Source organism: Flavobacterium sp. W22_SRS_FP1 (genome assembly GCF_052113685.1).
Classification (GTDB): Bacteria; Bacteroidota; Bacteroidia; order Flavobacteriales; family Flavobacteriaceae; genus Flavobacterium.
This window is the reverse complement of sequence record NZ_JBGQOE010000031.1, coordinates 1-25,785: the sequence shown is the minus strand read 5'-3', so window position 1 is coordinate 25,785 and position 25,785 is coordinate 1. Positions and strand designations below refer to the sequence as shown.

The following is a 25,785-nucleotide window of genomic DNA, read 5'->3' as shown; positions in this document are numbered from 1 at the left end:
CTTTATTAAACTTTTATTGATGGCTAAAATATGTTTTAAAATAACCGAACAAGAAATTGACTATTATTTTTTATGGAATACTTATTGGGAAAAACCAGGCACCATTACGATGGATTTGGCGAGCTTTATGGTTTATTTGAATGAAGGAGTTTCTTCACTTAGTGGAATTATTGCCTCTTGGAAAAATTTAAAATTGAACTCTACTTCGCTTGATGATATTACAGAAGGACCATTTTTTAATGACATAGTAAAAAACTACCTGTGTTTCCAGACTCAAGACGAATACATTAAGAGCACTGCAATAAAGAATGTTGAATTATCTAAAGTGGTTTCTGAAAAATTAGATTTTCTTTCGGCAGAATATCAAAATGCTATTTTGGTATCGACAGAAACTGAAACTACAGTTTTATTAGATAATTTGGATAAAGATTTTCAGGTATTTATAGCTGATGAAATAGCCAATAAAATCCCGATGCTTCCAATATTTTTTTATAACAATATTGACGATTTGTATGATAAGCTTAATAATCAAATAGCATCTGAAAAAAAAGATGATTTTATGAAATTTATTTATAAAATTGATGTTCCTCAAAAAATTGGTGTTGAATGGTATTCTAAATTACTTTATTCTAAGAATATAGAATGGCATAACATTCCTATGACCGTAAGAGCAAATTCTTTGATTACTGATGATACTGTAACAATTACTGAGGAGATTAAAAGCCCTTTTTTACGAAACATACATAATGTAACGATAACTAATTACTCACCTACAAGGTCGGATTTGCTGGGTTATTATAATCATCTGATGGGAGAAAACTATAATTTCGCAATTGAATTAAAAGATTATTTAGAAGAGTTGGGATTTATTGATGAAAAAAATAGTCTCCTGACTTTAGCTAATCTAAATTATTTGATAGATAATGAAATTTTAAAACCAGAGGATTCATTGCATCGACTGCCAGATGAGCTGGTGAATTTTATTCATGCAGATGGTAAATTACTTCCTCCAATTTATGATTATGTTTTTGAAAGGCATGGTTTGTATATTTTTTCAAAATACCAAATTCAATTGAAAGATGTATATACTAAAAATGGCGATTTAGTTTTTTCTAATTTAGATGATATAGATGTTTTCTTGGTAGATAATGAAATTGCTGTAACCTATGAAGATGACAGTGGATATCGATTTTTTAAAAAAGTAATAGTACTTGATGGAAAACCTGTTCAAATCCTGACTATTCCGCCCTTTGAATATCCTCCCGTTAATTTTTAAATTAGCATATAATATTTGGCTTTGTCTCCTATATTTTAATGAAAAATAATTTCAAAAGTAACTAATAACATAATAATAAAAAATAATGGAAATTAATCAATTTGGAAAATGTTTAGAAAACCCTGTTCTATTAAATAGTATTGATAGTTCCATTCTGTATTTAGATGCCCTAATTACTAATACGGGTAATTATATCATCTACCATAGATTTGGTTCGTCTATTAAAAAAGGTTTGAAGCCTTTGAAGCCGGTAGATTGCTATGAAATTATTACAACAGACAATAAGAGCGATAAGATATATATAAGTATATATAATGAGCAGAGTAAAGAGGTATTTGAACCTTTTAAATTTTATCAGTCAAATCAAGGCTTCCCATTTTCGAAATCACACAGGGTAACTCATAGGGTAACTGATTTTTATACGTATCAATTGTACTGATGTAAATGAACAAAAATTATTCTAAATAATATAATTTTAGTGTATTTTTTTTCTTTTTTTGTCATTTAGAAATTAAATGCGTTTTCCATCAATTCTTGTTCGCTTCTAGAAATTCCAATTTCTTTTGCTTCTATTTTCCAATTTTTTGCTACTTGCAAAACTTCTTAAATAATCTTGTCCATTTGCTCTTCGTTTAGTCGGAAATATAATCCATCACTTTTTGCCAATTCGAAGTCGAGAGCATTATTATCAATGTTGGATAGTTCTGAGATATTAGCTCATTTATAACTCCATTGAACTGCTTTCTCTTTTAAAACGCGGCCATAAATTTTTCGATTCTTTTTCATAACTTAAAATTAAGATTTTTATTCTTAAATTATTATGAGGGTAAAGTTAGCATCTCCAGTATCGATTACCAAAAAAACAAATTTAAAATATTACTCCGAACTATCAAGGGCCTAAACTACTTCCCATAAAGACCAATTTTAAAAAAATTATGTACAAGTAGGAAAACCGCAATTTTTGTAATAAAATAAATCATATTTTTGTGTTAAATTATTAAAATAATTTGTTGCGAAACTGAACTACAAAAAAATGAAAATAAAATGATGCAAAGATTTATATTCTTTACTATGGTTATGCTATTTTCCAATAGTTTTCAAGCGCAAGATTTCCAATTTGGTTTAAATTGTATTTTATTTCAAAATACAAAAACAGGCTCACCCATTTTAATTGAGCATGATTCACTTCTATACAAAGGAAGTCCCCTTGTAAAAACAGCATTTAAACATTCTTCCTATCCTGATCGATTAGCAAATTACAGCCAATTTTCCATCAAAGGCAAGACCTTCTTCGTTCATATGGGTTCAGGTCCTATTCTGGAGTTTCGTAATGATTCTATAGTTGCTTGTAATAGCACACCTAATTTCCAAAATCAATATGGTTCTGCTAAATTTGTTTATAAAAACGAGCTACATTTATTTGGAGGATATGGTCTTTTTTCTTACAAGAACATGGTGACAAAATATGATGCTAAGAACCAAGATTGGATTCAAGTACAAACATTCGGAGAAGATATACCCGAACCAAGAGCTAGGTTCTATAGCTATCTTTTGAATGAAAATTTTTATGTTTTTGGTGGAGACGAAGAGGACCCTAAAAACTTTCCGAATTTCAAAAAGTGTGATAATATTATTTGGAGGTTAAACCTTCCTACTATGAAATGGTATAAAATGGGAAGAATGGATTCGACCCTATTATCTAAAAACACGTATTCATCTTTTTTTGCTAATGGTAAACTGTACCTTAATTCAGCTTTTTATTACAGCAGCATTTTAGAAATAGACATTGAAAAAAATACTTTAAAAATATACAAAGGAGGAAAGCGCATCAAACCCGTACAAATCTATTATGACCAATCAAAAAAAGAAGTGGTGTGCCTAACGGAAGTATCTCGGGACAGATTCAAGTTAACTCATGTTGATTTAAAAACATTTTTAGGCCAACAAATTGACCAAAGTGAATTTATTATTCCCTTTTACAAAGAACCTGTAACTGCAGCTTTTGGTTTTGGAATTGGTCTTTTAGTAATAATGTTAATGTTTTTCATATACTGGAAGAAGAGTATGAATAAAAGCAGACCTATACTCTTTAAAGGCATAGTTTATAATAAGGCAACAGCGCAGTGCTATTATAAAAACAAATTAATATCAAACTTTGATGAAACAGAACTAAGGGTCCTAATCTTTCTGATTGAACACGCAGATAGATACATATCTATAAGTGAACTGAATTATTTATTTGAAAATGAAAACGATATAGAAAATTATGCTGCTATTGTAAAAAAGCGACAATTATTATCTGCGGCCTTACTTAAAAAACTTAATGCGATAACAAGCGTCAGTGAAAATGAAATCTTACTAAATCGCAAAAATCCTGAAGATAAAAGAATCAAAGAAATTAAAATTGCTTCTTCATTTTTAAAGATAAAATAAAAGGCAATTTTAAGAGCTCCTTTTATTTTAATTACATTCTCAATTCAGCTTTCCCCCTACTTGAAAAAAGCACTTTTTTATCGAGTAGTTGCATTCATTAAACAAGGGCTGCTTTACTTTTCACCTCCTATGGATTTAGCTATTTCTAACAAATCTGCTATTCAATTTTTGAATGCAATTACTCCCCAGTCAATATTTAAGTTAAAAACGTGTCTTTTTATTTGTATTAGTTATAAAAATATAAAAATAGACTATTCATACAACATTATTTAATTGCTTGAATATCAATCTATTTATTTTTAAAAAATACACGAGAGTATAGTTGCGCCTATTTTTTTTTATAATAAACAAAGATTTAAATGAATTTTACTAAAATAGGAAAGCTATAGCCGACTAATACGACAATAAGCATGTTTACTAGTTACAGGCTGAAATTTCTACAAAGCGAACTATAAATTAGGCAAGGAGTAATTTAGGTTTTTCCCTTAATGAAAAAGAAAGTAACTCAAGCACGGAAATAATAGTAACATTTTTCAAAAATAATCTAAGTATCTAATTAAAAATAAAATCTTTAAAATCATGAAAAAAATAAAATTAATTGCGTTTGTACTAGCTATAACAACACTAATAAGCTGTATAAAAGATGATTCTGCCGTAAAAACTACTCCACAACTTACTACTTCTCCAATAACAAATGTCACGCTAAATAGCGCATCTAGTGGGGGTAATATAACTGATGACGGTGGAGAAACAGTAATCTCTAGAGGAATTGTATGGAATACCTCTCCATCTCCTACAATAGACTTACCTACAAAAATTAATAATGGAAACGGAATAGGATTTTTTTATAGTAGTATATCAAACTTAACACAAAACACAACTTATTATATACGAGCCTATGCTACAAATAAAATTGGAACTTCTTATGGTAATGAAATAAGCTTCATTACTCCTAACGTAAATCTAGATTCTGCTTTAGTTGCATATTATCCATTTAATGGAAATTCAAACGATGAAAGTGGAAATTTAAATAATGGGATTATCAAGGGAGATGTCGTATTAACAGCAGATAAGTTTGGAAATGCTGGCAGTGCATATAGTTTTCCAGGGAATTCAAATTCCTATATTGACTGTGGCAGCAAAACATCTCTCCAAATTATAGGAGCACTTTCATTAAGCGCTTGGATATATATGGATGGGGGATTCTATAATCCAAGAATTTTACAATATGGTGGCGGCACAACTGGTGGGTATACTGCCTTCGTTGATGGTACTTCCAATACTAATAGAATTTTGCATGCTACTAACTATAATTCTAATTTTGGTGGTGGTGCAGGAACAGGATTTTGTTGTAGTAGTGATAAAGGTTTCTTGATTAAATCTCTCGAATGGCATCATATAATATATACTGCAGATTCAAATGGTTTGGCTAAAGTCTATATTGACGGAAACATTGTGGGAACTGTGCAGGGCGCACCTGTTACAAATATAGCCTATGTAAACTCATTAAATATTGGAAGAAACCCATTCTCAGCTTTTGATGCTTGGGGCGGTAAGCTTGACGAAATTCGTATATATAATAGAGTTTTAAATAGTGATGAGGTTATGTATTTAGCATCTAACTAACAAATAATCTTTAAAATCATGAAAAACATAAAATTAATTGGATTATTTGGAGCTATAACAACAATCATGAGCTGCTCCTCTAGTGATGTAGCTCCTTCTAAAACAGCACCAATATTAACAACTTCAGCTATTTCTAATGTCACTCTAAATTCAGCTAGCAGTGGAGGAAATGTAAGTGATGATGGTGAAGATGCTGTTATTGCTAGAGGAATTGTATGGAATAGCGTAACATCCCCAACAACAAGTTTAACTAGTAAAACAACTGATGGATCTGGCCTTGGAAATTTCTCAAGCTCAGTTTCCAATTTATTACCATCAAACACCTATTTCGTTAGAGCTTATGCAACCAATAGTATTGGAACTGGATATGGGAATGAAATTTCGTTCACTACTGGAGCAGTAGCTTTACCTACATTATCAACTACAGCAATAACTAGTATTACAACGAATTCTGCAGTTTCAGGTGGAAACATTATAGCTGATGGAGGAGGAACTATTACGGCAAGAGGTCTTGTTTGGAGTAAAACATCAAACCCTACGATTGACTTAGCTACAAAGACAGCTGATGGTTCAGGAACAGGTGTATTTACTAGCAATATTTCAGAACTTTCTGCTAATGCTACCTATTTTGTAAAAGCTTATGCCACAAATAGCGCAGGAACAACTTATGGAAATGAAGTTAATTTCACAACACAAAATATTAATTATTCAACTTTATATCCATCGGGAACTGTGTTTTGTGATAATGTTGTTACAGCTGTCATAGATGTAACTAACCCTGTTACAGGTAAAACTTGGATGGATAGAAATCTTGGTGCGAGTCAAGTGGCTACTAGCAGTACTGATGCTCTTGCTTACGGAGATTTGTACCAATGGGGGAGAGGTTCTGATGGACATCAATGTAGAAACTCTAATAAAATCACTACCAGAAGTAGCACCGATCAACCAGGTCATGGTGATTTTATCCTTACACTTAGTCCGCCGGAAGATTGGCGTAGCTCTCCAAATGAGAATTTGTGGCAGGGTTTAAATGGGATAAATAACCCTTGTCCATCTAATTATCGATTACCTACCGATACGGAATGGAAAACGGAATTAGCAAGTTGGAGCAGTAACAATCAGGTAGGAGCCTTTTCTAGTCAACTTAAATTACCAGTAGCTGGTCGCCGCTATTTCGGTGGAGGGCGTGATTTCGATGGTGTAGGTGAGGAAGGAGACTATTGGGCGAGTACTATAACCACATATAGTGATACTATGGCTGTAACGCCATCTTTCAGTAGTTACAATGGCGCATTTGTATATGAGAACAGTAAATCTTGGGGACGATCAGTACGCTGTATTAAGGATTGACATTTTGATGAGCGTAGTGATTTTATTTGAATTCACACTTTATTTTGAAAAAAATTATAGCGCATTTGGATTCTATGTTTCTTTATGAAAAATTAAAAAAATATATTAATTATGTTTGAAAATACATTAAATAGCGTTGGCATTAAAAACCAAAAATTAACCATCATATTAGGTTCTGGTTTTCATAAGAATGCTATTGGTAATAATTCTATATTAAGTAATTGGGAAATATTACTATCAAAATTGAGTAATAGCAACTCTTTGTCAAAAAAATACACCCTTGATTTTGAACAAATTGTCCTAAATCAAACGGGTAATCAAGATTTAACAGATGAGAAACAAACTCATGAAATTGAAAAAAGAGAGGTCAAGCATCTTGCCAATTTTATTTCTGCAGAACAAAAATGGGTTTTAGCAGAAAAGAATAGATTTAATTATCCTGATGTATTTAATCCAAAGTATGTTTGTGATGTTATTTCTTTAAACTTTGACCATATTGCAGAGTCTCTTTGTAATATGAAATACGGAAATGGCGAAACAATAGTTTGGAGTAACGAAAGTTCTTTTAGTAAAATTTATGGTAAAAATAGCACTAGTAGTATTTATAGAAGAACATCTTTCAGAAAAATAACTGATAATCAAGGACATGAAATTCGTTTTTGGTACCCGCATGGTTCAATTTTAAAACCTGATTCTATTACTTTGGGTACAAACCGTTATGCAATATTAGTTTCAGATACTATCAGAATCAAAAAACATTACAAAAAACATGAGCGAGAAAATAATTTTAACCAAAATGCTGTTGATTTAACATGGTATTCTCAAATCATAAAAAATCCTGTTTTAATTTTAGGAGCTTCTGTTTCAGAAGCAGAATGGGGATTGTGGTCTGCATTTATTTATAAGAGAAGAAATTTCGCAAAATCAGGAAATAAAGAACATGAGCATCAAATTTTTAAAATGATTGAAAATTATCATTCTGAAAAAACTCAAAATCAAAACTTTTGGTTTCAACCATTATTTGAAAATAAAAATTATAAAGAACAGTGGGAAACTATAGAAAATGAATTTAATGAATAAGAAATTAAACATAGGTGCATGCTTCATTTTATTTGTTTCTAATGTCTTGTTGTCTCAAAACATAACGGGTAATTTTGTTAATCTCGTTAACCACGAAATCAAATTAGAGGGTTTTAATGGTTTAAAAACATATTCTATCTCGTCAACTACAACAGATGAAAAAGGTAATTTCCAATTTAGCTACTCCAAATCTGACTATGGAGTAGGTTATTTAATTACAGATGAAAACAAACCTTTTTTTGTAATATTAAGTGGAGAAGAAATTGAGATAAACGGGAAAGCATTAAGCTATCCTGAAACTATAAAAATCACTAATGGGGAAGAAAACGAGTGGTTTGAAAAATATGCTAAAGAATTCCCGCGAAGAGAGCAAGCATTGAGTGCTTGGGCATATTTGGAGAAAATCTATACTCTAGATTCATTGTTCGCTATTCAAAAAACAGCATTAATAGCTATTCAGGGTGAAAAAAAACGTATCAAAGAGGAAGATAATTTTTTTTTAAAAGGATTACCTACTGAAAGTTATGTGAAGTGGTTTTTGCCTACTCGTAAATTGGTGAGCTCCGTTTCTACCGTTGCTCAATATCGCCCAGAGGAAGTGCCAGAAACCATAAATGATTTTCGTGAACTAGATTATAAAGACCCTCGCTTGTACAAAAGTGGTTTGTTAAAAGATGCTATAGAAAATCACTTTTGGCTATTAGAAAATAGTGATAAGTCATTGGATAAGGTATTTGAAGAAATGAAAGTTTCTATTGATACACTCCTAGAAAATTTAGCTCCCAATGAAAAGATATTTAATGAAGTAATGGATTATTTGTTTGATCTATTGGAAAAACAAAGCTTATTCCAAGCTTCAGAATATTTGGCTTTAAAAGTATTAAATGAAGTTAGTTGTACCATAGATAATAATTTGGCAAGACAATTGGAAACATATCGTGTAATGAAAAAAGGAAATATCGCCCCAAATATTTTTTTTGACAAATCTTCTTTTTTTAATAAATCAAACACAATCAATAAATTATCTGATGTTGAAGCAAAATATACAGTAGTGGCTTTTGGTGCAAGTTGGTGTCCTAAGTGTAATGAAGAACTTCCTTCAATTGTTAATTTATACACAAAATGGAAATCAAAAGGTGTAGAAGTAATATTCATCGCATTAGAAGATAATCAAAAATCTTTCACAGATTTTACAGAAAATTTTCCGTTTTTATCTTACAGCGATCTAAAAAAGTGGGATTGTAAAATTGTATCCGATTATTACGTGTTTTCAACACCTACAATTTTTTTATTGGATAGAAAAAGAGAAATTATTCTTCGTCCTAATTCTATAAATCAATTGGATGCTTGGGTAGATTGGAATTTGAAAGAATAAGTTTAGAAGTAATACCAAAAAAAGCTTTTCATATACAGTAGTAATGAATCGTCCTCTAGCCACTGTATTTTTATTTATTAAAAATCACTGAAACTTATAGAATTATACTACAAATTATCATAACTTTAACAATTTAAAACGTAAGAAAATAATATGTAATTGATATTAAAACATGCATTGCTCTTACTAATTTATTTCGTCATCAAGAGCGAGATACGGTAAGATGATCCAGAGTAAGATGCTTAAATAAAGTGAATCCTATTTGTGTGTTTTTTTCTCGCTACGATTATTTGATAGTTCCTGACTTTAGCCCTGACCTTGATGATAGTTGGTTCTAAACTTCTATTCAAAAAAAGCCTATCATACGAACAGGAAAACACTAAGTAATTACAAACAAAATGAATTGTTTTTTTCAATAAGAGCAACATCGTTTTAGAAAAACGTGAAACAATAATTCTTTTAAATTATGAGGTTACTATTTATGCGAGAAATATAATTACTACTAGCGACAACCAGTTCCATACATGAAAAATATTCACAAGATTCTATTTTTATTCGTTTTAATAATTTTTAATTCAATCCCTTCGTATTCCATAAATAAAGGAATGGAAAGCGGAATATTAAAAACGGTTGCCGATCCATCCGGACAAATAGTAGGAAATGCTACGGTATGTCAGAAGGCTGCAGCTCCTATAATAACTTTTACAGGCTCAGGAGGTAGCGTACCATATACATTTACATACCATATTAATAGCGGTGCTCCCCTTACTGTCGCAACTACAGGAAACAACAGTTCTGTGACAGTAGCGGTAAATACTTCTAATGCAGGAATCTTTATTTATAACTTGGATAGTGTTCATGATGTCGATACTCCTAACGAACAAGGCAGTTCTGGCAGTGCGACAGTTAATATAATTTCACCTCCCGTAGTCGATTTCACATTTACTAATGATAACAGCTGTATGGGAACTGCGATTCAATTTTCATCAAATCTGACGGGGGGATCGTACACTTATTCATGGGATTTTGGTGATAGCACAACCTCAACGCAACAAAACCCAGTCCATTCGTTTGTCTCACTAGGTTGTAATACTGCAATATTTAACGTTACTCTAACAGTTACTGGTGGTGCATGTACGGTAACTAAAACTAAGACAGTAACTGTAAAGCAAAAACCTGACATTGATTTTACGGATGTCAATAATCTCTTTGACCCATTTAGTAATTGTGGTAATGCATCGTCAAGTTCTGCGTATTCCATAACTGTAGGAAATAACTCTGCCTCAACTTGTGTTTCATCATTTTCTATAAATTGGGGGGATGGAAATACACAAGCTAATATTACATTCCCCATTTCTCATACATATTCTTCTATTGGAGCTTATTCAATGACGATCAACGCAAATGGGAATAATGGTTGTAGCAATTCTAAAACCTATATTGTCAAAAATGTTTCCAATCCCCTAGGTGGCTTAAATAGTCCAGGCTCTACACAAAATTTGTGCGCTCCAACGTCAAATTTACAATTTTCAATATCAAATTGGGGTACTAATTCGCTCGATACTACTTATAAAGTTGATTATGGTGATGGCTCATCAATAACTATTTTGACACAAAATCAGTTAAATAGCTCAATCTATTATAATTCTGGAGCTCCTTCAAATTCTTCTAATTATCCAATCTCTCATATTTACACTTCAAGTAGTTGTCCCGCCAATAGTTTTGAAGTAAAACTAGATGTAAGTAATGCATGCGGCACTACCCCTTTTACCTTAGGAAACATATCTATATTAACAAGGCCAACAGCAAACTTTACAGCACCAATTACAAGTTGTATCAACAACAATGTTTTGTTTACAAACACTACTGTTCCTGGATATGGTCAGAACTGTAGTAAAGGTTCAATTTTCACCTGGGATTTTGGAGACGGCTCAGCTATAATCAAAACTGGAATTTCTGCGCCTCAAAACATTAATCACATATATTCAAATCCAGGAACATATACTGTTACCTTAAAAGCTCAAAATGCATGTGGAACAACGACAAAAACGCAAACAATTTGTATTCAAGAAGCACTTGTCCCAACTTTTACACTCAGCCAAATTGCGGCTTGTACTCCACTTGCAGTGGCTACAACAAATACCACAAATCTTACTGCTTCTTGCGCCGCTCCAACTTACAAATGGAACATTGCTTATACTGCCAGCTATTGTAGCGTAACTTCAAATTACACTCTGCTAAACGGGACAACCTTGACATCTTTTGCACCTGAGTTTAATTTCATAAACCCCGGAATTTATAGTCTGTCGCTTACAACCACTAATTCGTGCGGTTCGGTAACATCAGCTCCGCAAACAGTAACTATAAAACAGCCCCCAACAGTAATCCTAAGCCCAATCGCATCTCTTTGTCAAACTTTGCCAACAACCACAATTAACCCAACTGCTGTTATTGTGAATTGTGGTACACAGTCTCCCCTAAGTTATGAATGGAGTTTTCAAGGCGGAAGTCCTTCAACAGCAGCAACTGCAAATCCTGGCACGATCAGTTACAGTGCTTCGGGAACATTTCTGTTTTCTTTGAAAGTGACTAACGAATGCAGCTCAACCACATCAAGCAGTTCCTTTACTATTAATCCTTCGCCCACAATATCTGGTACTTTGTTTTCTTGTATTGGCACTAGTTCCCAATTAACAGGTTCACCATCTGCAGTTGCAGCTACGCCTTGGACATCGTCAGCTACAGCTGTCGCCACAGTAAATAATACAGGTTTAGTAACCGCAGTTTCGGCAGGAACAACAACTATTACTTATACAAATGATGCAGGTTGTAAAACAACGGTATTATTTAACGTAAACCCTGCACCAGTGGTTACTTTTTCACCGGCCAACCAGATTATTTGTTCGGATGATACTTCTGCTTTGGTCACATTAAACAGTACCACTTCAGGGGCCACTTTTAATTGGACGGCAGTCCAACCAACAGGAATATCAGGAGTTTCGACAAGTGGAACAGATATAATACCGGCTCAAACATTAATAAACAACACAAATGCCAGCATCGTGTTAACATATAATTCCAGAGCAACATCGGCAAATGGTGCCAGTTGTGCCGGAGCAATATTTCCTTACACCATAACCGTAAAACCAAAACCTAATGTAGCAGCAAATATAACTACCGCGATTTGCAGTGGTTCATCATTCGCTATAGCTCCAATTAATGGAGCTGGAAACATAATCCCCACAGGAACCAATTATTCTTGGGGAGTTCCTGTAGTAACTGGTGGAATTACCGGTGGGGTTGCGGGAACAAACGCGGCAACTATTTCTGGCACATTAACAAATCCGACCAACGTTGTACAAACGGCAACTTATACAGTTATTCCGTCTGCCAATGGTTGTGCAGGTTTGCCCTTTGATGTTGTTGTGTCCGTAAAGCCAAAACCTGACGTTAATGCAATTACAAGCGTTGCCCTTTGTGCTGGAATATCGAGCACTCTAATAGATTTTACAGGAAATGTCTCGGGCACGACTTATAATTGGTCATCAAGTACTACAAGCATTGGGGTAGCAGCTTCGGGCATCAATACAATTCCTTCATTTACAGCAATAAATACAGGAGCTACAGCTGTGACTTCAACAATTACTGTAATTCCAGTGGTTAATGGTTGTACAGGTTTATCAAAAACATTTGATATTACCGTTAATCCAACTCCAACGGTAAATTCAATACCAGATCTTATTAAATGTAATACTGCTTCGAGTGGAGTTATTGCCTTTTCGGGAAATGTTTCAGGAACTACTTTTGACTGGACGAATGACACTCCATCCATCGGCTTGGCAGCAGTAGGAAGCGGAAACATAGCAAGCTTTACCGCAACGAATACCATGTTAATATCGGTAACAGCTACCATAACGGTTAGCCCAAAAGCAAATGGTTGTTTAGGAACTCCAAAAACTTTTACAATCACCGTCAATCCATCGCCGACGATGGATCTGCCTTTGAGTCAAACGATTTGTAACGGACAGTCATCCACCGCTATTTTATTTTCGGGAGCAATTCCAAGTACAGTATATAAGTGGACAAATAGTAATCCTACTATCGGAATAGGAGCAACTGGTACTGGAGATATTCCAGCATTTACGGCTATCAATAATGGGACTAATCCCATTGTTGCTAATTTCACGGTAACTCCAAGTTTGAATGGCTGCATTGGAGCGACTAGACCTTTTACAATAACGATAAACCCATCACCAGCAGTTGTATTCTCTCCAATAGATCAAGTTTTATGTTCGGCCTCTTCGTCTGTTTTAGTAACTTTAAGCAGTACAATCGCGGGCACTAATTTCACTTGGACAGCCGTAGAACCGGCAGGAATATCAGGAATTACGGCTAGTGGGAACAATACTATACCAGTTCAAACACTAACCAATTCAACCGGTTTGCCAATTATAATAACCTATTTGGCAACAGCCGAATCTAATAGTGGAGCAAGTTGTCAAGGAGCTTTATATCCTTATACAATAACAGTCAATCCAGTGCCTTCTATCATAACCCCTCAAGCACAAACCATCTGTTCTAATACTGCCTTTTCAATAATTCCATCATATGGATCAGGAAACATCGTTCCAGCTGGAACTACTTATTCTTGGGGAGTCCCAGTCATTACTGGAGGAATTACGGGAGCTGCAGCATTGACAAATCAAACAAATATTAATGGGACCTTAGTAAATCACACAAATGACCTTCAAACAGCCACTTACACAGTAACACCTAAGTCGGGCAGCTGCACCGGCTCTTCATTTACTGCAGTGGTAACGGTAAATCCTTCCCCAAAAGTCGTTTTTTCGGGAAACAACCAAACCCTCTGTTCAGGAAGCGACAGTTCACCAATAACATTAGCAAGTCCAACTACAGGTACGTTAATTTTCAATTGGACTGCAAATGTTCCAGCGGGAATTTCTGGAGCAACTTCTTCCGGAATAAATACAATTCCAACTCAAACTTTGGTGAATTTAACCACTAATCCACTACCCGTAACGTATACGTCGACAGCCACACTTGATAATAATGGGGTTTCGTGTACTGGGCAGCCTTTCGATTATAAAATAATAGTGAATCCTACCATAATAACATCTAGCATCCTATCTAACTTCAACGGCTTCAATGTTAGTGCCGTTGGAGTATCCGATGGAGCAATTAATGTCACAGTAAAGGGGGGGTCGGGTGCTTATACTTATTTATGGTCGGGACCAGGCAGTTTTTCTTCTACAAGTCAAGATATTTCTAATGTTGCCGCTGGAGCCTATACGCTAACCATAAATGACGGAGTTTGTGATGTTGTTACATTAAACTTTACCTTGACATCACCCTTGCCGTTGCTCATTCAAGAAGATATCGCTGGACATAGCGATGTTTTATGTTTTGGTTATTCGTCGGGTAATATTAAAGTTGATATTACACAACAATCTGTTGGGCCTTATGATTATGTATTGACTTTGCAAGGAGGTAGAATAACAAGTAGTATTATTGATTCAGTGGCTACGAATTATATTTTTACGGGTTTGGCAGCAGGAACATATGACATAAGAGTAACAGATGCAAATGGAAGTGTGAAGACAATTCTCGGAATAGTTATTACACAGCCCAGCGGCATTACCGCGTTAATATCAGGAATAACAGGTGTTAGCTGTGCTGGCGCTGCAACAGGTTCGGCAACAGTAAACGCCAGCGGTGGAATAGGAAACCTAGCTTATTCCTGGAATAGCAGCCCAATTCAAACTTTGGCAACAGCCACAGCATTGACGGCAGGAATTTATACCGTTACGATAACTGATACCAATAACTGTTCGATACAAAAACAAGCAGTTATTACAGAACCAAATGGAATTGTTACGTCTATCGCTGCCCAAACCAATATATTATGTTTTGGAAACAGCACGGGTTCGGCAACGGTTTCGGCCAGTGGAGGCTCGGGAGTTTTAACCTATTCCTGGAACACAGTTCCAGTGCAATCAATTGCTACCGCGACCGGATTAACGGCAGGAAGTTACGATGTAACCGTTACAGATGCGAATGGTTGCTCAAAAGTGCAAACGGTGCTTATAACTCAGCCGTCAGTAGGGTTAAGTTCAGTTATTTCTAACTCAAACAACGTAAGTTGTTTTGGCGGCAATGACGGAAGCGCTACCGTTTCAGTTTCAGGAGGGACTTCCCCATATTCTTATTCGTGGAATACCAGCCCAATTCAAACCCTGTCAACAGCTACCGGATTAAAAGCAGGGATTTACAACGTAACTGTTACAGACGCAAATGGATGCGGAACTTCAAGCCCCATCACAATAACAGAACCAGCGGGAATGATCGCAACTATAACCGCCCAGACGGATGTTTTCTGTTCAGGAAACAGTACAGGTTCAGCAACTGTTACTGCTACTGGAGGAACAGCACCTTTCACCTATTCTTGGAATACAATACCAGTTCAAACTTCGAATGTTGCGACAAATCTGGCAATTGGCACATATGCCGTCACGGTCACAGATTCTAAAGCTTGTTCGACAAGCACGCAAGCGATAATAAAGGAACCCAACGGAATTGTAACCGCAATCGCTTCTCAAACTAATGTAGATTGTTTCGGAAATAATACGGGCGCAGTTTCCATTGTAGCCAGTGGGGGAACAGGAACATTGACGTATTCTTGGGATACGATTCCGGTGCAAACTTCGTTAAATCCAACAGGATTAATAGCGGGAATTTATCACTTGACGGTTACTGACGCTAATAGTTGTTCCAAGGTTCAAACGGTAAATATTACTCAACCCGACGATATTGTCATAACTACTGATTTAGAAAAAGATATTACTTGTTTTAATGATGCCAATGGTGAAATTAAAATCACGATTTCCGGCGGAACATTGGACTATAAATTTGCCTGGACTAAAAATGGAATCCCTTATGCAACCACAGAAGACATTTTAAATCTAAGTCCTGGAGTATATGTGGTTTCGGTTTCTGATGCTAACAATTGTAGTCCAAAAACAAGGACATTTACTATTTCTGAACCTCCAGCATTAGCTGTAAGTCTAATAAGCCAGACTAATATATTGTGTTTTGGAGAATCTACGGGAGCTATTAATATTTCAGCAGTTGGAGGAACACCTGCAATATCCGATTATGACTTTGCCTGGACAGGACCAAACGGATATACAAGTTCCAATAAGAATCTAAGTGATATTATTGCTGGAACTTATGATTTAGTTGTAACCGATAATTCAGGTTGTTCTAAAGCACTAAGTGTTACGCTAAGCCAACCTGCAGCTATTGTTTTGACAGCCACAACCACACCAATAATCTGTTATGGTGATAATAATGCGTCTATCACCCTTGCTATAAGCGGAGGTGTAACTCCCTATACGATCGACTGGAGCAATCTGGGAGGGGGTAATTTTCAGGACAATCTTTCCGCAGGTGATTATCTAATTACCGTAACGGATGCCAATAATTGTAAACAAACACTAAATGTAAATATTCCCGCCCCCCCCATTTTTACTATCAGTCCGGTAGTGAAAAATAGCAGTTGTTTTGGAGATTACAATGGCAGTATTAACTTAAATCTATTGGGTGGTATCGCTCCCGTGAAATTGACTTGGGATGATAATTCCACGGCTGGAACTGTCAGGAATAATTTAGGTCCAGGTTCTTATACGGTAACTATTGTTGACAGTAAGCCTTGTACGATAAAAAGAACTTTTATCATATTGGAACCTCAATTATTAGTTCTTTCTGCCAATATCACCAATGCCTTTGATTGTGATAATGCTAACAGCGGAGCAATAAATCTCCTTGTTGCTGGCGGCACTGCACCTTTTACCTATGTCTGGTCTAACGGAGCTACGACGGAAGATTTAGCCAACATTGCCGCAGGAAATTATTTGGTTACGGTAGAAGACGCCAATGGATGTTCAAAACAGGCTCAATATAGTATCAACAGACCTCCAGCTATCGAGATTGGAGTAGTGACAAAAACCGAATTTGATTGTGAAAACAAATACGTTAATCAAACCTTTGTTGCTGATGTTTCGGGTGGGGTTCCACCGTACAAACTCACATGGTCGAGCGGAACGGTTAGCGGAGCGAATAATGAAATGATGAATACCAGCCAAAACGGAACAGCTATACTATACGTAACGGATGCCATAGGTTGTGAATCTAATTACTCCTTCAATGTTAAATTGCAGTCCCTTGGAACAGCTTCTTATAATGCAAGTTCATACTCGTATTCTACTTTTGGGGCTTATTCGATAAATGACCCCATTGAGTTTACTAATACGGCCACTGGAGATTACATCAGTATACTTTGGGATTTCGGCGACGGCAGCGTTTCTGCAGAACCTAACCCGGTGCATACCTTCATAAATCCAAAAGACTATGTTGTAACCCAAACGGTAACTTACCCTTTCGGATGCATATATGTTCAAAAAATCACCTTTATTGTTGGAAAAGGATATCTATTAGTAGTTCCGAATGCTTTTACTCCAAACGATGATAATCTCAATGATACCTTCAGACCCGTCACTAAAGCGTTAAAAAATGTTAGTCTAGATATCTATGATACCTGGGGCTCATTGATCTATTCAGAAACAGGGGATATTTTGCGAGGATGGGATGGTAAAATAAAGGGACAGAATGCAGAAAATGGGAATTACTACTGTAAGGTTAGTGGAGAAACTTTTTATGGAACTGTCGTCAATGTAAAGCACCCTTTTGTATTAATAAAATAAGCCCCAACGAGAATGAAACTAAAATTTGTTATATACGTGCTTTTAATTTCTTTAACTATAGGAGAGGTTAAAGCACAAGATCCTATTTTTACTCAATATTTTTTGGTTCCAGAAACACTTAACCCTGCTTTTACAGGAACACTAATAACCGGATATACAGGCCTCATGCACCGCTCACAATGGCCAAATGAAAGCAGAAGAATAGATACAGAATATGCCTTTATTAATGGCCCTATTGGTCCTGAAAGAAATATGGGCTTAGGTTTGACTATTTTAAATCAACGCGAAGTATTTACCAATTATAATTATGTTCAGGTCAACGGCGTTTACTCTTATAATGTAAATCTCAATTATGATTGGCGACTTCGCCTAGGAATAGAAGCAGGTTATGGCAATAAAAATTTCGATTTTAGCAGTCTCTTACTCGAAGATCAAATCAATAGCAATAATGGTGCAATTAGCGGAGGGAGTGTTGATCCAAGTGTTTTGAACTCTAATGATAAAATTGACTTTCTGGATATTTCTTCAGGGATATTACTGTACAGTGACAAAGCGTGGTTTGGTGCATCATTAAAACATTTAAATAGACCAAATATTGCATTTACGGCCAATGCCACTATCCCATTAGACATGTTTTTAAGCATTCATTCTGGATACTCATTAAGTTTGGACGAAACCCATTTAAGTTTTTTTTCTGATCAAACTAATCTATTACTTACTGCCAGTTACATGCGACAAGCTGAATACAACAGATTAGATTTCGGTACAGCTCTCGAGTTTAAGCCTTTAATTTTGGGAGTCATTGCATCTACTAACCCTGAAGGAAAAAGTAATAACAGTCATTTTTTAACGTCTGTAAATCTTTTTGGCTCTATTCAGTTAGATCGCTTTGTATTTGCTTATTCGTATGACGTCAACACTTCAAAGATCGGTAATACTCGAGGTGTGCATGAACTTTCACTAACTTGGCAAATTGGTCGCGGCTGCTCTAGCTGTGATAACTATTTAGTTAAACAACCCTGGGGCAGAAACTATTAAGGGAGTTTGTTTGTGCATAAGTCGTCTAGTAGTAACTAATAAGTCATCGAAAAAACGAAAAGCAATCGTAGAGTTGCTCGTTCAATATTTGCTCGCGTAATTGAGTACAATCTTAAAAAAAAAACTACTCGCCGGTCTTACGAAAGCTCAACCTGTTAGCGCGTAGTTTTCTCATTTCGGATTTGTGACTAAAGGAAATATAATCACTATCTGTTAAAAACAAATTGTAGCAAAATCTGGATATGCAAATAAAAGCCGCAGTATTAGTTAAGCAACATTTTTAAAATTATTTTTCTGTTTCCAGAATTTTTCAATTGTTTTGTAATCTAAAGTGGAATGCCTTCTTTTTCTGTTGTACCAGATTTCAATAAATTCGAATATATCGAGTTCCATTTGCTCTTTTGATATAAGCTTATTTCCATAAATCTGTTCCGTTTTCAAAGTCTTAAAAAAGTGGTCATGTTAACTTAGCCCTCACAGAAAGTTAAGAAATAATCTTAATTTTTAGCATGTCCATATATTACTAAAGACGGGCAGCATATTAGGTCGTTACGCCCGTATCATTTCGGACGGCGTTAATGATTATTAATTTCAACTAATTCAAACGTTCAGCATAATTTCTAAATCTACCCAGAAGAAATTTTAATTCATCTGTATCATATACTTTTATGTGGACAATGCAGAATATTATCTCACCATCTATATTTACTTCTTTTTCAATCCCTTTTGGTATGCTTTGAGTATGATGGATACTATTTTTGGTAACATAAGTACAAGCCCATCCTGTAAATTTTATTCGAATGACTACCGGTCCTTTATCGTTAGGATTATATACTCCAATACAATATTTGAAATAATTCTTTAAATCTACTCTTTCTGCCAATTCCTTATACTTATATTTCATTTCCTCATTTTAATTTAGTGTTGATTTTGCAGGAAATATTTTCAAGTTTTCAATCATATCGACTCTAAAATTTCGGATACCATATTCTATAATATTTTCTTTATAGACAGAGCCAAATAAATAGTATAAATTTTCATGTAATCTTATTTGTAAAGGTGCAATAGTATATTTTTTTAGCTCATTATTATCGACTTTTCGATATTCAAATTCTATAGCTTCTCCATTTTTCATATGTTTTATAATCTCCACGCATAATTCTAAAATGATATCATGATTTTGTTCTACCAGGCTTTTTGAAAAATAAGTTTCATCCTCCCAATATTCTTCATTGATATTATATTTTCCCTTTAACTCTTCTTTTAGCCAATCAATAATGCGTAAATCCTTTTCAGAATTAAGAATGCTAAACAGGATAGGTAAATTGAGTTTGTATTCTTCAGGAATTTTCATTTGTTTTTTGGAACTGACATAGTCAGTTATTTTATATTTACCTGAATCAAAAGAAATATCTATACCTCTTTTGATCATTTCTTTTTTATCTCTTTTAAATGTTATTTCGGCAATCTCGATGTCTTTATAATTTTTAAAATACATAAGAATCTCTTTTAGAGAAGATGGTTTTGACGATAAAAGTTTTATCAGGATTGTTATGCGTTCCTCTTGTTTTTTACTCATTTTGTATTCATTTTTTATATTAAACAAAGGTAATTAGAACTGGATCATTTTAATGATACAGTAGGTGGTTAATTTTGTAGTGTTAAGAAGAACAACTTTTGCCAGAACAACTTTTTAGAATTGAATTAGGTTCACTGGATACACTTAAACTTTTATTGATTCCAAAACTTTACAATTTGTTGTTACCGATGATGGAGGTAATATTGTTTATACAAAAGTCAAATAAGTAAAGAAGTTGTCTTAAAAAAATCAGGTATAGATTTTCTCTTAATTTTATTAAAAAAAAAAGCACCAAAATGTGGAAAACCGTAAAAAAAATCCCTTTTTAAATTTGTGAAATTTGTAACTAAAAAAAAATATGAAAAAAATAATAATTGCTTTTAGTTTATTTTTAACCACATTTTCTTATTGCCAAACTGCTGAAGATTATTTTCAAAGTGGGGTTTCTAAAGTCAATTTAGAAGATTATCAAGGAGCTATAGCCGATTATTCAAAAGCTATTGAAATCAATCCTAAATATGGCGATGCATATTTTAATAGAGGTGTTTCTAATTGTAATTTAAAAAACTATCAAGAAGCAATAGCAGATTATTCTAAAGCTATTGAAATTAATCCAAATGATGATGGCGCCTATTATAACAGCGGACTTGTTAAAGCAGTTTTAGAAGATCATCAAGGAGCAATAGAGGATTACACTAAGGCTATTGAAATTAATCCTGAAGATAATAGGACTTATTATAATCGAGGGAACTCTAGATTTGATTTAAAAGATTATCAAGGAGCAATATTGGATTTTTCTATTGCTATTGGACTAAATTTAAATGATAGTAGCTTTTACTACAACAGAGGTCTTGCTAAAAGGAATTTAGAAGATTATCAAGGAGCTATTGAAGATTATTCAAAAGCTATTGAAATAAATCCTAATGATTTTAAATCGTATGATAATAGAGGGTATGTAAAAAATATTTTGGAAGACTACCAAGGGGCAATTTTGGATTATACAAAGTCTATTGAATTAAATCCGAATGATAGTTCAACTTTCTTAAACAGAGGTGTTATCTATGAGGGAATTAAAAATTATGAATCTGCTATAGCTGATTTTGATAAAGCTATAATTTTGAATCCAGACGATAGTGATTCTTTTAGTCTTAGGGGGAACACTAAGCTTTTAATTGGACAAACTCAAAGTGCTTGTTTAGATTGGAAAAAAGCTCAAGAGTTAGGAGATAAAGAAGTTTCTTCTTTGATTCAGGAATATTGTAAGTAAAGCGGAGTTATACTTAATTGCAAAAAAATATTATATTTATAAAATATAAGGGAAGCATTTACAAACTTAATGCGAGAACAATTTGATAATTTTTAAATAAAAAATAATAAAAATGGGACTATTTGATTTTTTAAAAAAAGACAATTCACAATTAAAATTCAATAATAAAACAATAAGAATCGCCGTAAATAAATGGTGCAATGATGAGGCTTCAGCTGAGAAAAAGTATGGTCATATATCTCAATGGGATACCTCTGAAGTTACTGATATGTCAAAACTTTTTTTAGACGCTCATAAATTTAATTCCTCTATAGGTAATTGGAATGTAAGTAATGTGACAACGATGCATGCTATGTTTGATAATGCTTATGATTTTAACCAAGAAATAAGTAAGTGGGATGTTAGTAAAGTTAAAGACATGAGTGAAATGTTTTCATGTGCTGAGGACAGTATAGGATTAAATTTTAATCAGCCTATAGGAGATTGGGATGTGTCAAGTGTGGTAAATATGAAATCAATGTATTACAATGCTAAATCTTTCAATCAAGATATTGGAAATTGGGATGTTTCCAACGTTATAGCTATGTGTGGAATGTTTTCTCGAGCATCGAAATTCAATAAACCCCTTGACAAATGGGATGTATCTAATGTAACTACAATGAGATCAATGTTTTTAGGAGCATCGAAATTCAATCAGCTTCTAAACAATTGGAATGTTTCCAACGTTATAGATATGGAGGGAATGTTTAAGGGTGCCAGTTCTTTTAATCAAGATATAGGAAATTGGGATGTATCTGGCGTTACAGATATGAAGGCAATGTTTGGTGAGGCTAGTTCTTTCAATCAAAATATTGGAAATTGGAATGTTTCAAACGTTACAAATATGGACCAGATGTTTACTGGAGCAATTTCATTTAATCAAGATATAGGTAATTGGGATGTATCTAACGTTACTATTATGGAAACAATGTTTGCTGGAGCAAGTTCATTCAATCAAAATATTGGAAATTGGGATGTTTCCAAAGTTATAGGTATGAAGGGAACGTTTGCTGGAGCAAGTTCATTCAATCAAAATATTGGAAATTGGAATGTTTCTAACGTTATAGATATGGTGGCAATGTTTTATGAAGCCAGTTCATTCAACCAAGACATAGGAAATTGGGATGTATCAAAAGTCATTTCGATGGGTCTGATGTTTTCTAAAGCAAGTTTATTCAATCACCCCCTAAACAAGTGGAATGTGAGTAAAGTGACAAACATGAAAGGTATGTTTCTTGAAGCAGTTTCGTTCAATCAAGATTTGTCTAAATGGGATGTTTTAAATGTCACTGCGAGTGATATGCTCACAAGTTCTAATTTCAATCTTGAATCGGCAGCTGACCAAATTAATATTTTGGACAAACAAGAATTCATAAATAAACTTAAAGAATTAGCTAATAATTCAAAATATACATATTCTGGTAATAGAAATCAGTATAATTTATGTCTAGCAGCACAAAATATAATGCCTTTAGTTGAACAGAATGAAATTGAAATATTATTAGGAAAGGATGTGTCAAACATATCGATTGTAGAACTGAAAAACATTGACTTGATCAAAAAATTTAATAGTGAAATTCTTTCTGACTTAACAAATAATAAAATATCAATAATTCTTCAAAACTTAATAGGGTTGGCAAGTATTGACGGTGTGGACAATGAAAATGAAAAAATAGTAATAGAGAGCTCGTCAATAAGATTGACGGATTTTTATGATTATAAAGGAGAAATTAAATTGAAAACCCATTCTGAAAAAAATGATGTTGAACTTTCAATTTATAATGCATTATTATTCACCCATTTTGAAGATGATTTAGAAAAAGAATTTATAATTGAATTAATGTCAGACTTAGCTTTTGTAGATGACAATTTTCATTTAAGTGAATATTTGAATATACTAAATGTATCAACAATGATTCAATTTCCAATTGAAATGTTTGTAGAAATTGTTTTTTCAAAAAAACTTAAATTTTATAACATACAAAAAAAACAGATTTCAGATTTTGAAACTTTTTCATCAATTTCTGAGTTGTATTATGATAAAGGGTATGGAACTGCTCTAATTTCTTTGTTTACTGGGGATGTTTCTATGTTTTCGGATGAGATTTCAAATGCGAATAAATTAGAGTTAAATAGTTTAGAATTATCTATCTATCTGGTTAATATTGATTTACAGTCCATAACAGATGAAAAGGATGATCCAGCTTACGACTATACTTATTTGTTCGGTATTATTTATAGAAGATTTGAAAAAAATTATGGATTATTAAATATAGAAATTAATAATGAAAGCATAAACAAATACAGTTTTGGTCATTATCAAGAGTATCATTTTAGAATGAAAAAGGAGAATGATGACGAAAAGAAAATATTCATTACTCCACGTATTATTTGTTTTGGTGTTATATATAATAAGCTATTATTAATCAAGACAAGCAACTTTGATATTGAAGTAAACTCAAAATACGATTATTTACTTTACGAGTCTGTATCAGCGTTATACGGTGCAATTCGATTTGCAATGACAGATTTAGAAGATGGAAAGGAATTTTTGAAAGATATTTATCCAGAATATGATGAGAAACTTATATCGAATGAAATTGACACAAAAGAAGTAGATCAGCTTAAAATAAAATCTTTAGATTTAATTCCTTTAGAGATTAGGTTTAGCTTAAACAAACTTATTCTTGCCTATATTGATATAACTATTGTCGAAAAGGAAACTTTAATTATAACAACTTTAATCAACTTAATAACTACTTGTTATCCAATTGATACAAATGAGGAGGTGGTACTCTGTAGCATTGAAGAATTAAAACATAAAATAGGGATGCTTAGCGTAGAACAAATAAATCACCTCAATTCTACTTTTATAAATTTAATTAAATTTATAAGTGAAAACACGCAATTAGAAGATTTAACAAAATTCATGTTGGGGTTTTATGGTGATTTAGAATTAAATAATAATTAAAAATTATAAATAAGATATGTTAAATCAGTTTAAAGAATATTTAAAAAAACAAGGTTATAGTGAAAACACTCCTTCAGGCAAACCTTCTACGGTATATGATTATGTAAAACGAGTTGATAAAATTTGTGAAAGGGAAAGAGTACCTCTTCAAGAGCTAACTGAAAACATTTGTTTTTATGTAAAAAAATACGATACATATGGTAGTGAAGAGGAATTTGGAAAAAAAAGCCATAGTGCATTCATTAATGCATTAAAAAGATTTCAAGATTTTTGTAAACAACTGTAATGTAAATCGTCAGGAAAAACAGGAATATCTTTGATTTAAAATAATGGTTGGAAGCAAACTAATGAAATGATTTGATAATTATAGTAAATAAAAAACAATTAATAAATTATGACCTTTAATAACGAAACATTAAGAATCGCAGTAAATGAGTGGTGCAGTGATGAGGCTTCAGCTGCAAAAAAGTATGACCATATATCTCAATGGAATACTTCTGAAGTAACTGATATGTCAGAACTTTTTTTAGACGCTCATGAATTTAATTCCTCTATAGGTAATTGGAATGTAAGTAATGTAACAACGATGTATGCTATGTTTGAACATGCTTGGGATTTTAACCAAGATATAAGTTCTTGGGATGTATCTAATGTTACTCTTATGGCAGCAATGTTTTATACAACGGAATCATTCAATCAAAATATTGGAAATTGGGATGTTTCCAACGTTATAGATATGGAGAGAATGTTTGAGTCGGCAAGTTCATTCAATCAAGATATTGGAAATTGGGATGTATCTAATGTTACTAATATGGAAGAAATGTTTGCTAGAGCGAGTTCATTCAATCAAAATATTGGAAATTGGGATGTATCTAATGTTACTCATATGGCAGCAATGTTTGCTAGAGCGAGTTCATTCAATCAAAATATTGGAAATTGGGATGTATCTAATGTTACTCATATGGCAGCAA

The 25,785-nt window shown here is 33.5% G+C and carries 15 protein-coding genes; 12 read left to right on the top strand and 3 right to left on the bottom strand.

From position 1 onward, the window contains the following. Positions 1-19: 19 nt before the first annotated feature. The 8 genes from ACEN2H_RS13750 (at position 20) to ACEN2H_RS13715 (ending at position 18,958) form a co-directional block, all read left to right on the top strand. Positions 20-1,276, top strand: coding sequence for a hypothetical protein (locus ACEN2H_RS13750; protein ID WP_441733307.1), 1,257 nt, complete (start codon positions 20-22; stop codon positions 1,274-1,276). A 1,044-nt stretch (positions 1,277-2,320) separates the two neighbouring features. Continuing rightward, on the top strand, positions 2,321-3,709 hold the full coding sequence (locus tag ACEN2H_RS13745; protein WP_441733305.1) for a hypothetical protein: 1,389 nt from the start codon (positions 2,321-2,323) through the stop codon (positions 3,707-3,709). 579 nt (positions 3,710-4,288) lie between these two features. Continuing rightward, complete coding sequence (locus tag ACEN2H_RS13740) at positions 4,289-5,335, top strand: LamG-like jellyroll fold domain-containing protein (RefSeq protein ID WP_441733303.1); 1,047 nt, start codon at positions 4,289-4,291, stop codon at positions 5,333-5,335. An 18-nt stretch (positions 5,336-5,353) separates the two neighbouring features. After that, a complete protein-coding gene (locus ACEN2H_RS13735) occupies positions 5,354-6,685 on the top strand; it encodes a hypothetical protein (protein ID WP_441733302.1) in 1,332 nt (443 codons plus the stop codon). A 111-nt stretch (positions 6,686-6,796) separates the two neighbouring features. Next, on the top strand, positions 6,797-7,765 hold the full coding sequence (locus tag ACEN2H_RS13730; protein ID WP_441733300.1) for a hypothetical protein: 969 nt from the start codon (positions 6,797-6,799) through the stop codon (positions 7,763-7,765). Beyond that, a complete protein-coding gene (locus ACEN2H_RS13725) occupies positions 7,758-9,140 on the top strand; it encodes a peroxiredoxin family protein (protein ID WP_441733299.1) in 1,383 nt (460 codons plus the stop codon). Before ACEN2H_RS13730 ends, ACEN2H_RS13725 begins: the two co-directional genes overlap by 8 nt. A 524-nt stretch (positions 9,141-9,664) precedes the next feature. Next, positions 9,665-17,920, top strand: a complete 8,256-nt coding sequence (locus tag ACEN2H_RS13720; RefSeq protein ID WP_441733297.1) for a PKD domain-containing protein — start codon at positions 9,665-9,667, stop codon at positions 17,918-17,920. Positions 17,921-17,932: 12 nt separating this feature from the next. Next, positions 17,933-18,958, top strand: coding sequence for a PorP/SprF family type IX secretion system membrane protein (locus ACEN2H_RS13715; protein ID WP_441733295.1), 1,026 nt, complete (start codon positions 17,933-17,935; stop codon positions 18,956-18,958). Positions 18,959-19,225: 267 nt separating this feature from the next. Here ACEN2H_RS13715 and ACEN2H_RS13710 read toward each other — a convergent pair whose 3' ends face one another. From ACEN2H_RS13710 to ACEN2H_RS13700, 3 genes are all read right to left on the bottom strand, one after another. Further along, a complete protein-coding gene (locus ACEN2H_RS13710; RefSeq protein ID WP_441733293.1) occupies positions 19,226-19,399 on the bottom strand; it encodes an IS3 family transposase in 174 nt (57 codons plus the stop codon). A gap of 154 nt (positions 19,400-19,553) precedes the next feature. After that, positions 19,554-19,862, bottom strand: a complete 309-nt coding sequence (locus ACEN2H_RS13705) for a hypothetical protein (RefSeq protein ID WP_441733292.1) — start codon at positions 19,860-19,862, stop codon at positions 19,554-19,556. A gap of 9 nt (positions 19,863-19,871) precedes the next feature. Continuing rightward, positions 19,872-20,537, bottom strand: a complete 666-nt coding sequence (locus ACEN2H_RS13700) for a WYL domain-containing protein (protein WP_441733290.1) — start codon at positions 20,535-20,537, stop codon at positions 19,872-19,874. Between the two features lie 358 nt (positions 20,538-20,895). On the opposite strand from ACEN2H_RS13700, the gene ACEN2H_RS13695 reads away from it, so the two are divergent. From ACEN2H_RS13695 to ACEN2H_RS13680, 4 genes are all read left to right on the top strand, one after another. Next, a complete protein-coding gene (locus ACEN2H_RS13695; RefSeq protein WP_441733288.1) occupies positions 20,896-21,804 on the top strand; it encodes a tetratricopeptide repeat protein in 909 nt (302 codons plus the stop codon). 112 nt (positions 21,805-21,916) lie between these two features. Beyond that, on the top strand, positions 21,917-24,814 hold the full coding sequence (locus ACEN2H_RS13690) for a BspA family leucine-rich repeat surface protein (RefSeq protein ID WP_441733286.1): 2,898 nt from the start codon (positions 21,917-21,919) through the stop codon (positions 24,812-24,814). 16 nt (positions 24,815-24,830) lie between these two features. Continuing rightward, positions 24,831-25,100 carry a hypothetical protein gene (locus ACEN2H_RS13685; RefSeq protein ID WP_441733284.1) on the top strand — a complete coding sequence of 90 codons (270 nt, stop codon included), beginning with the start codon at positions 24,831-24,833 and terminating at the stop codon, positions 25,098-25,100. 108 nt (positions 25,101-25,208) lie between these two features. Continuing rightward, on the top strand, positions 25,209-25,785 hold a 577-nt coding region (locus tag ACEN2H_RS13680), incomplete at its 3' end, for a BspA family leucine-rich repeat surface protein (protein WP_441733282.1).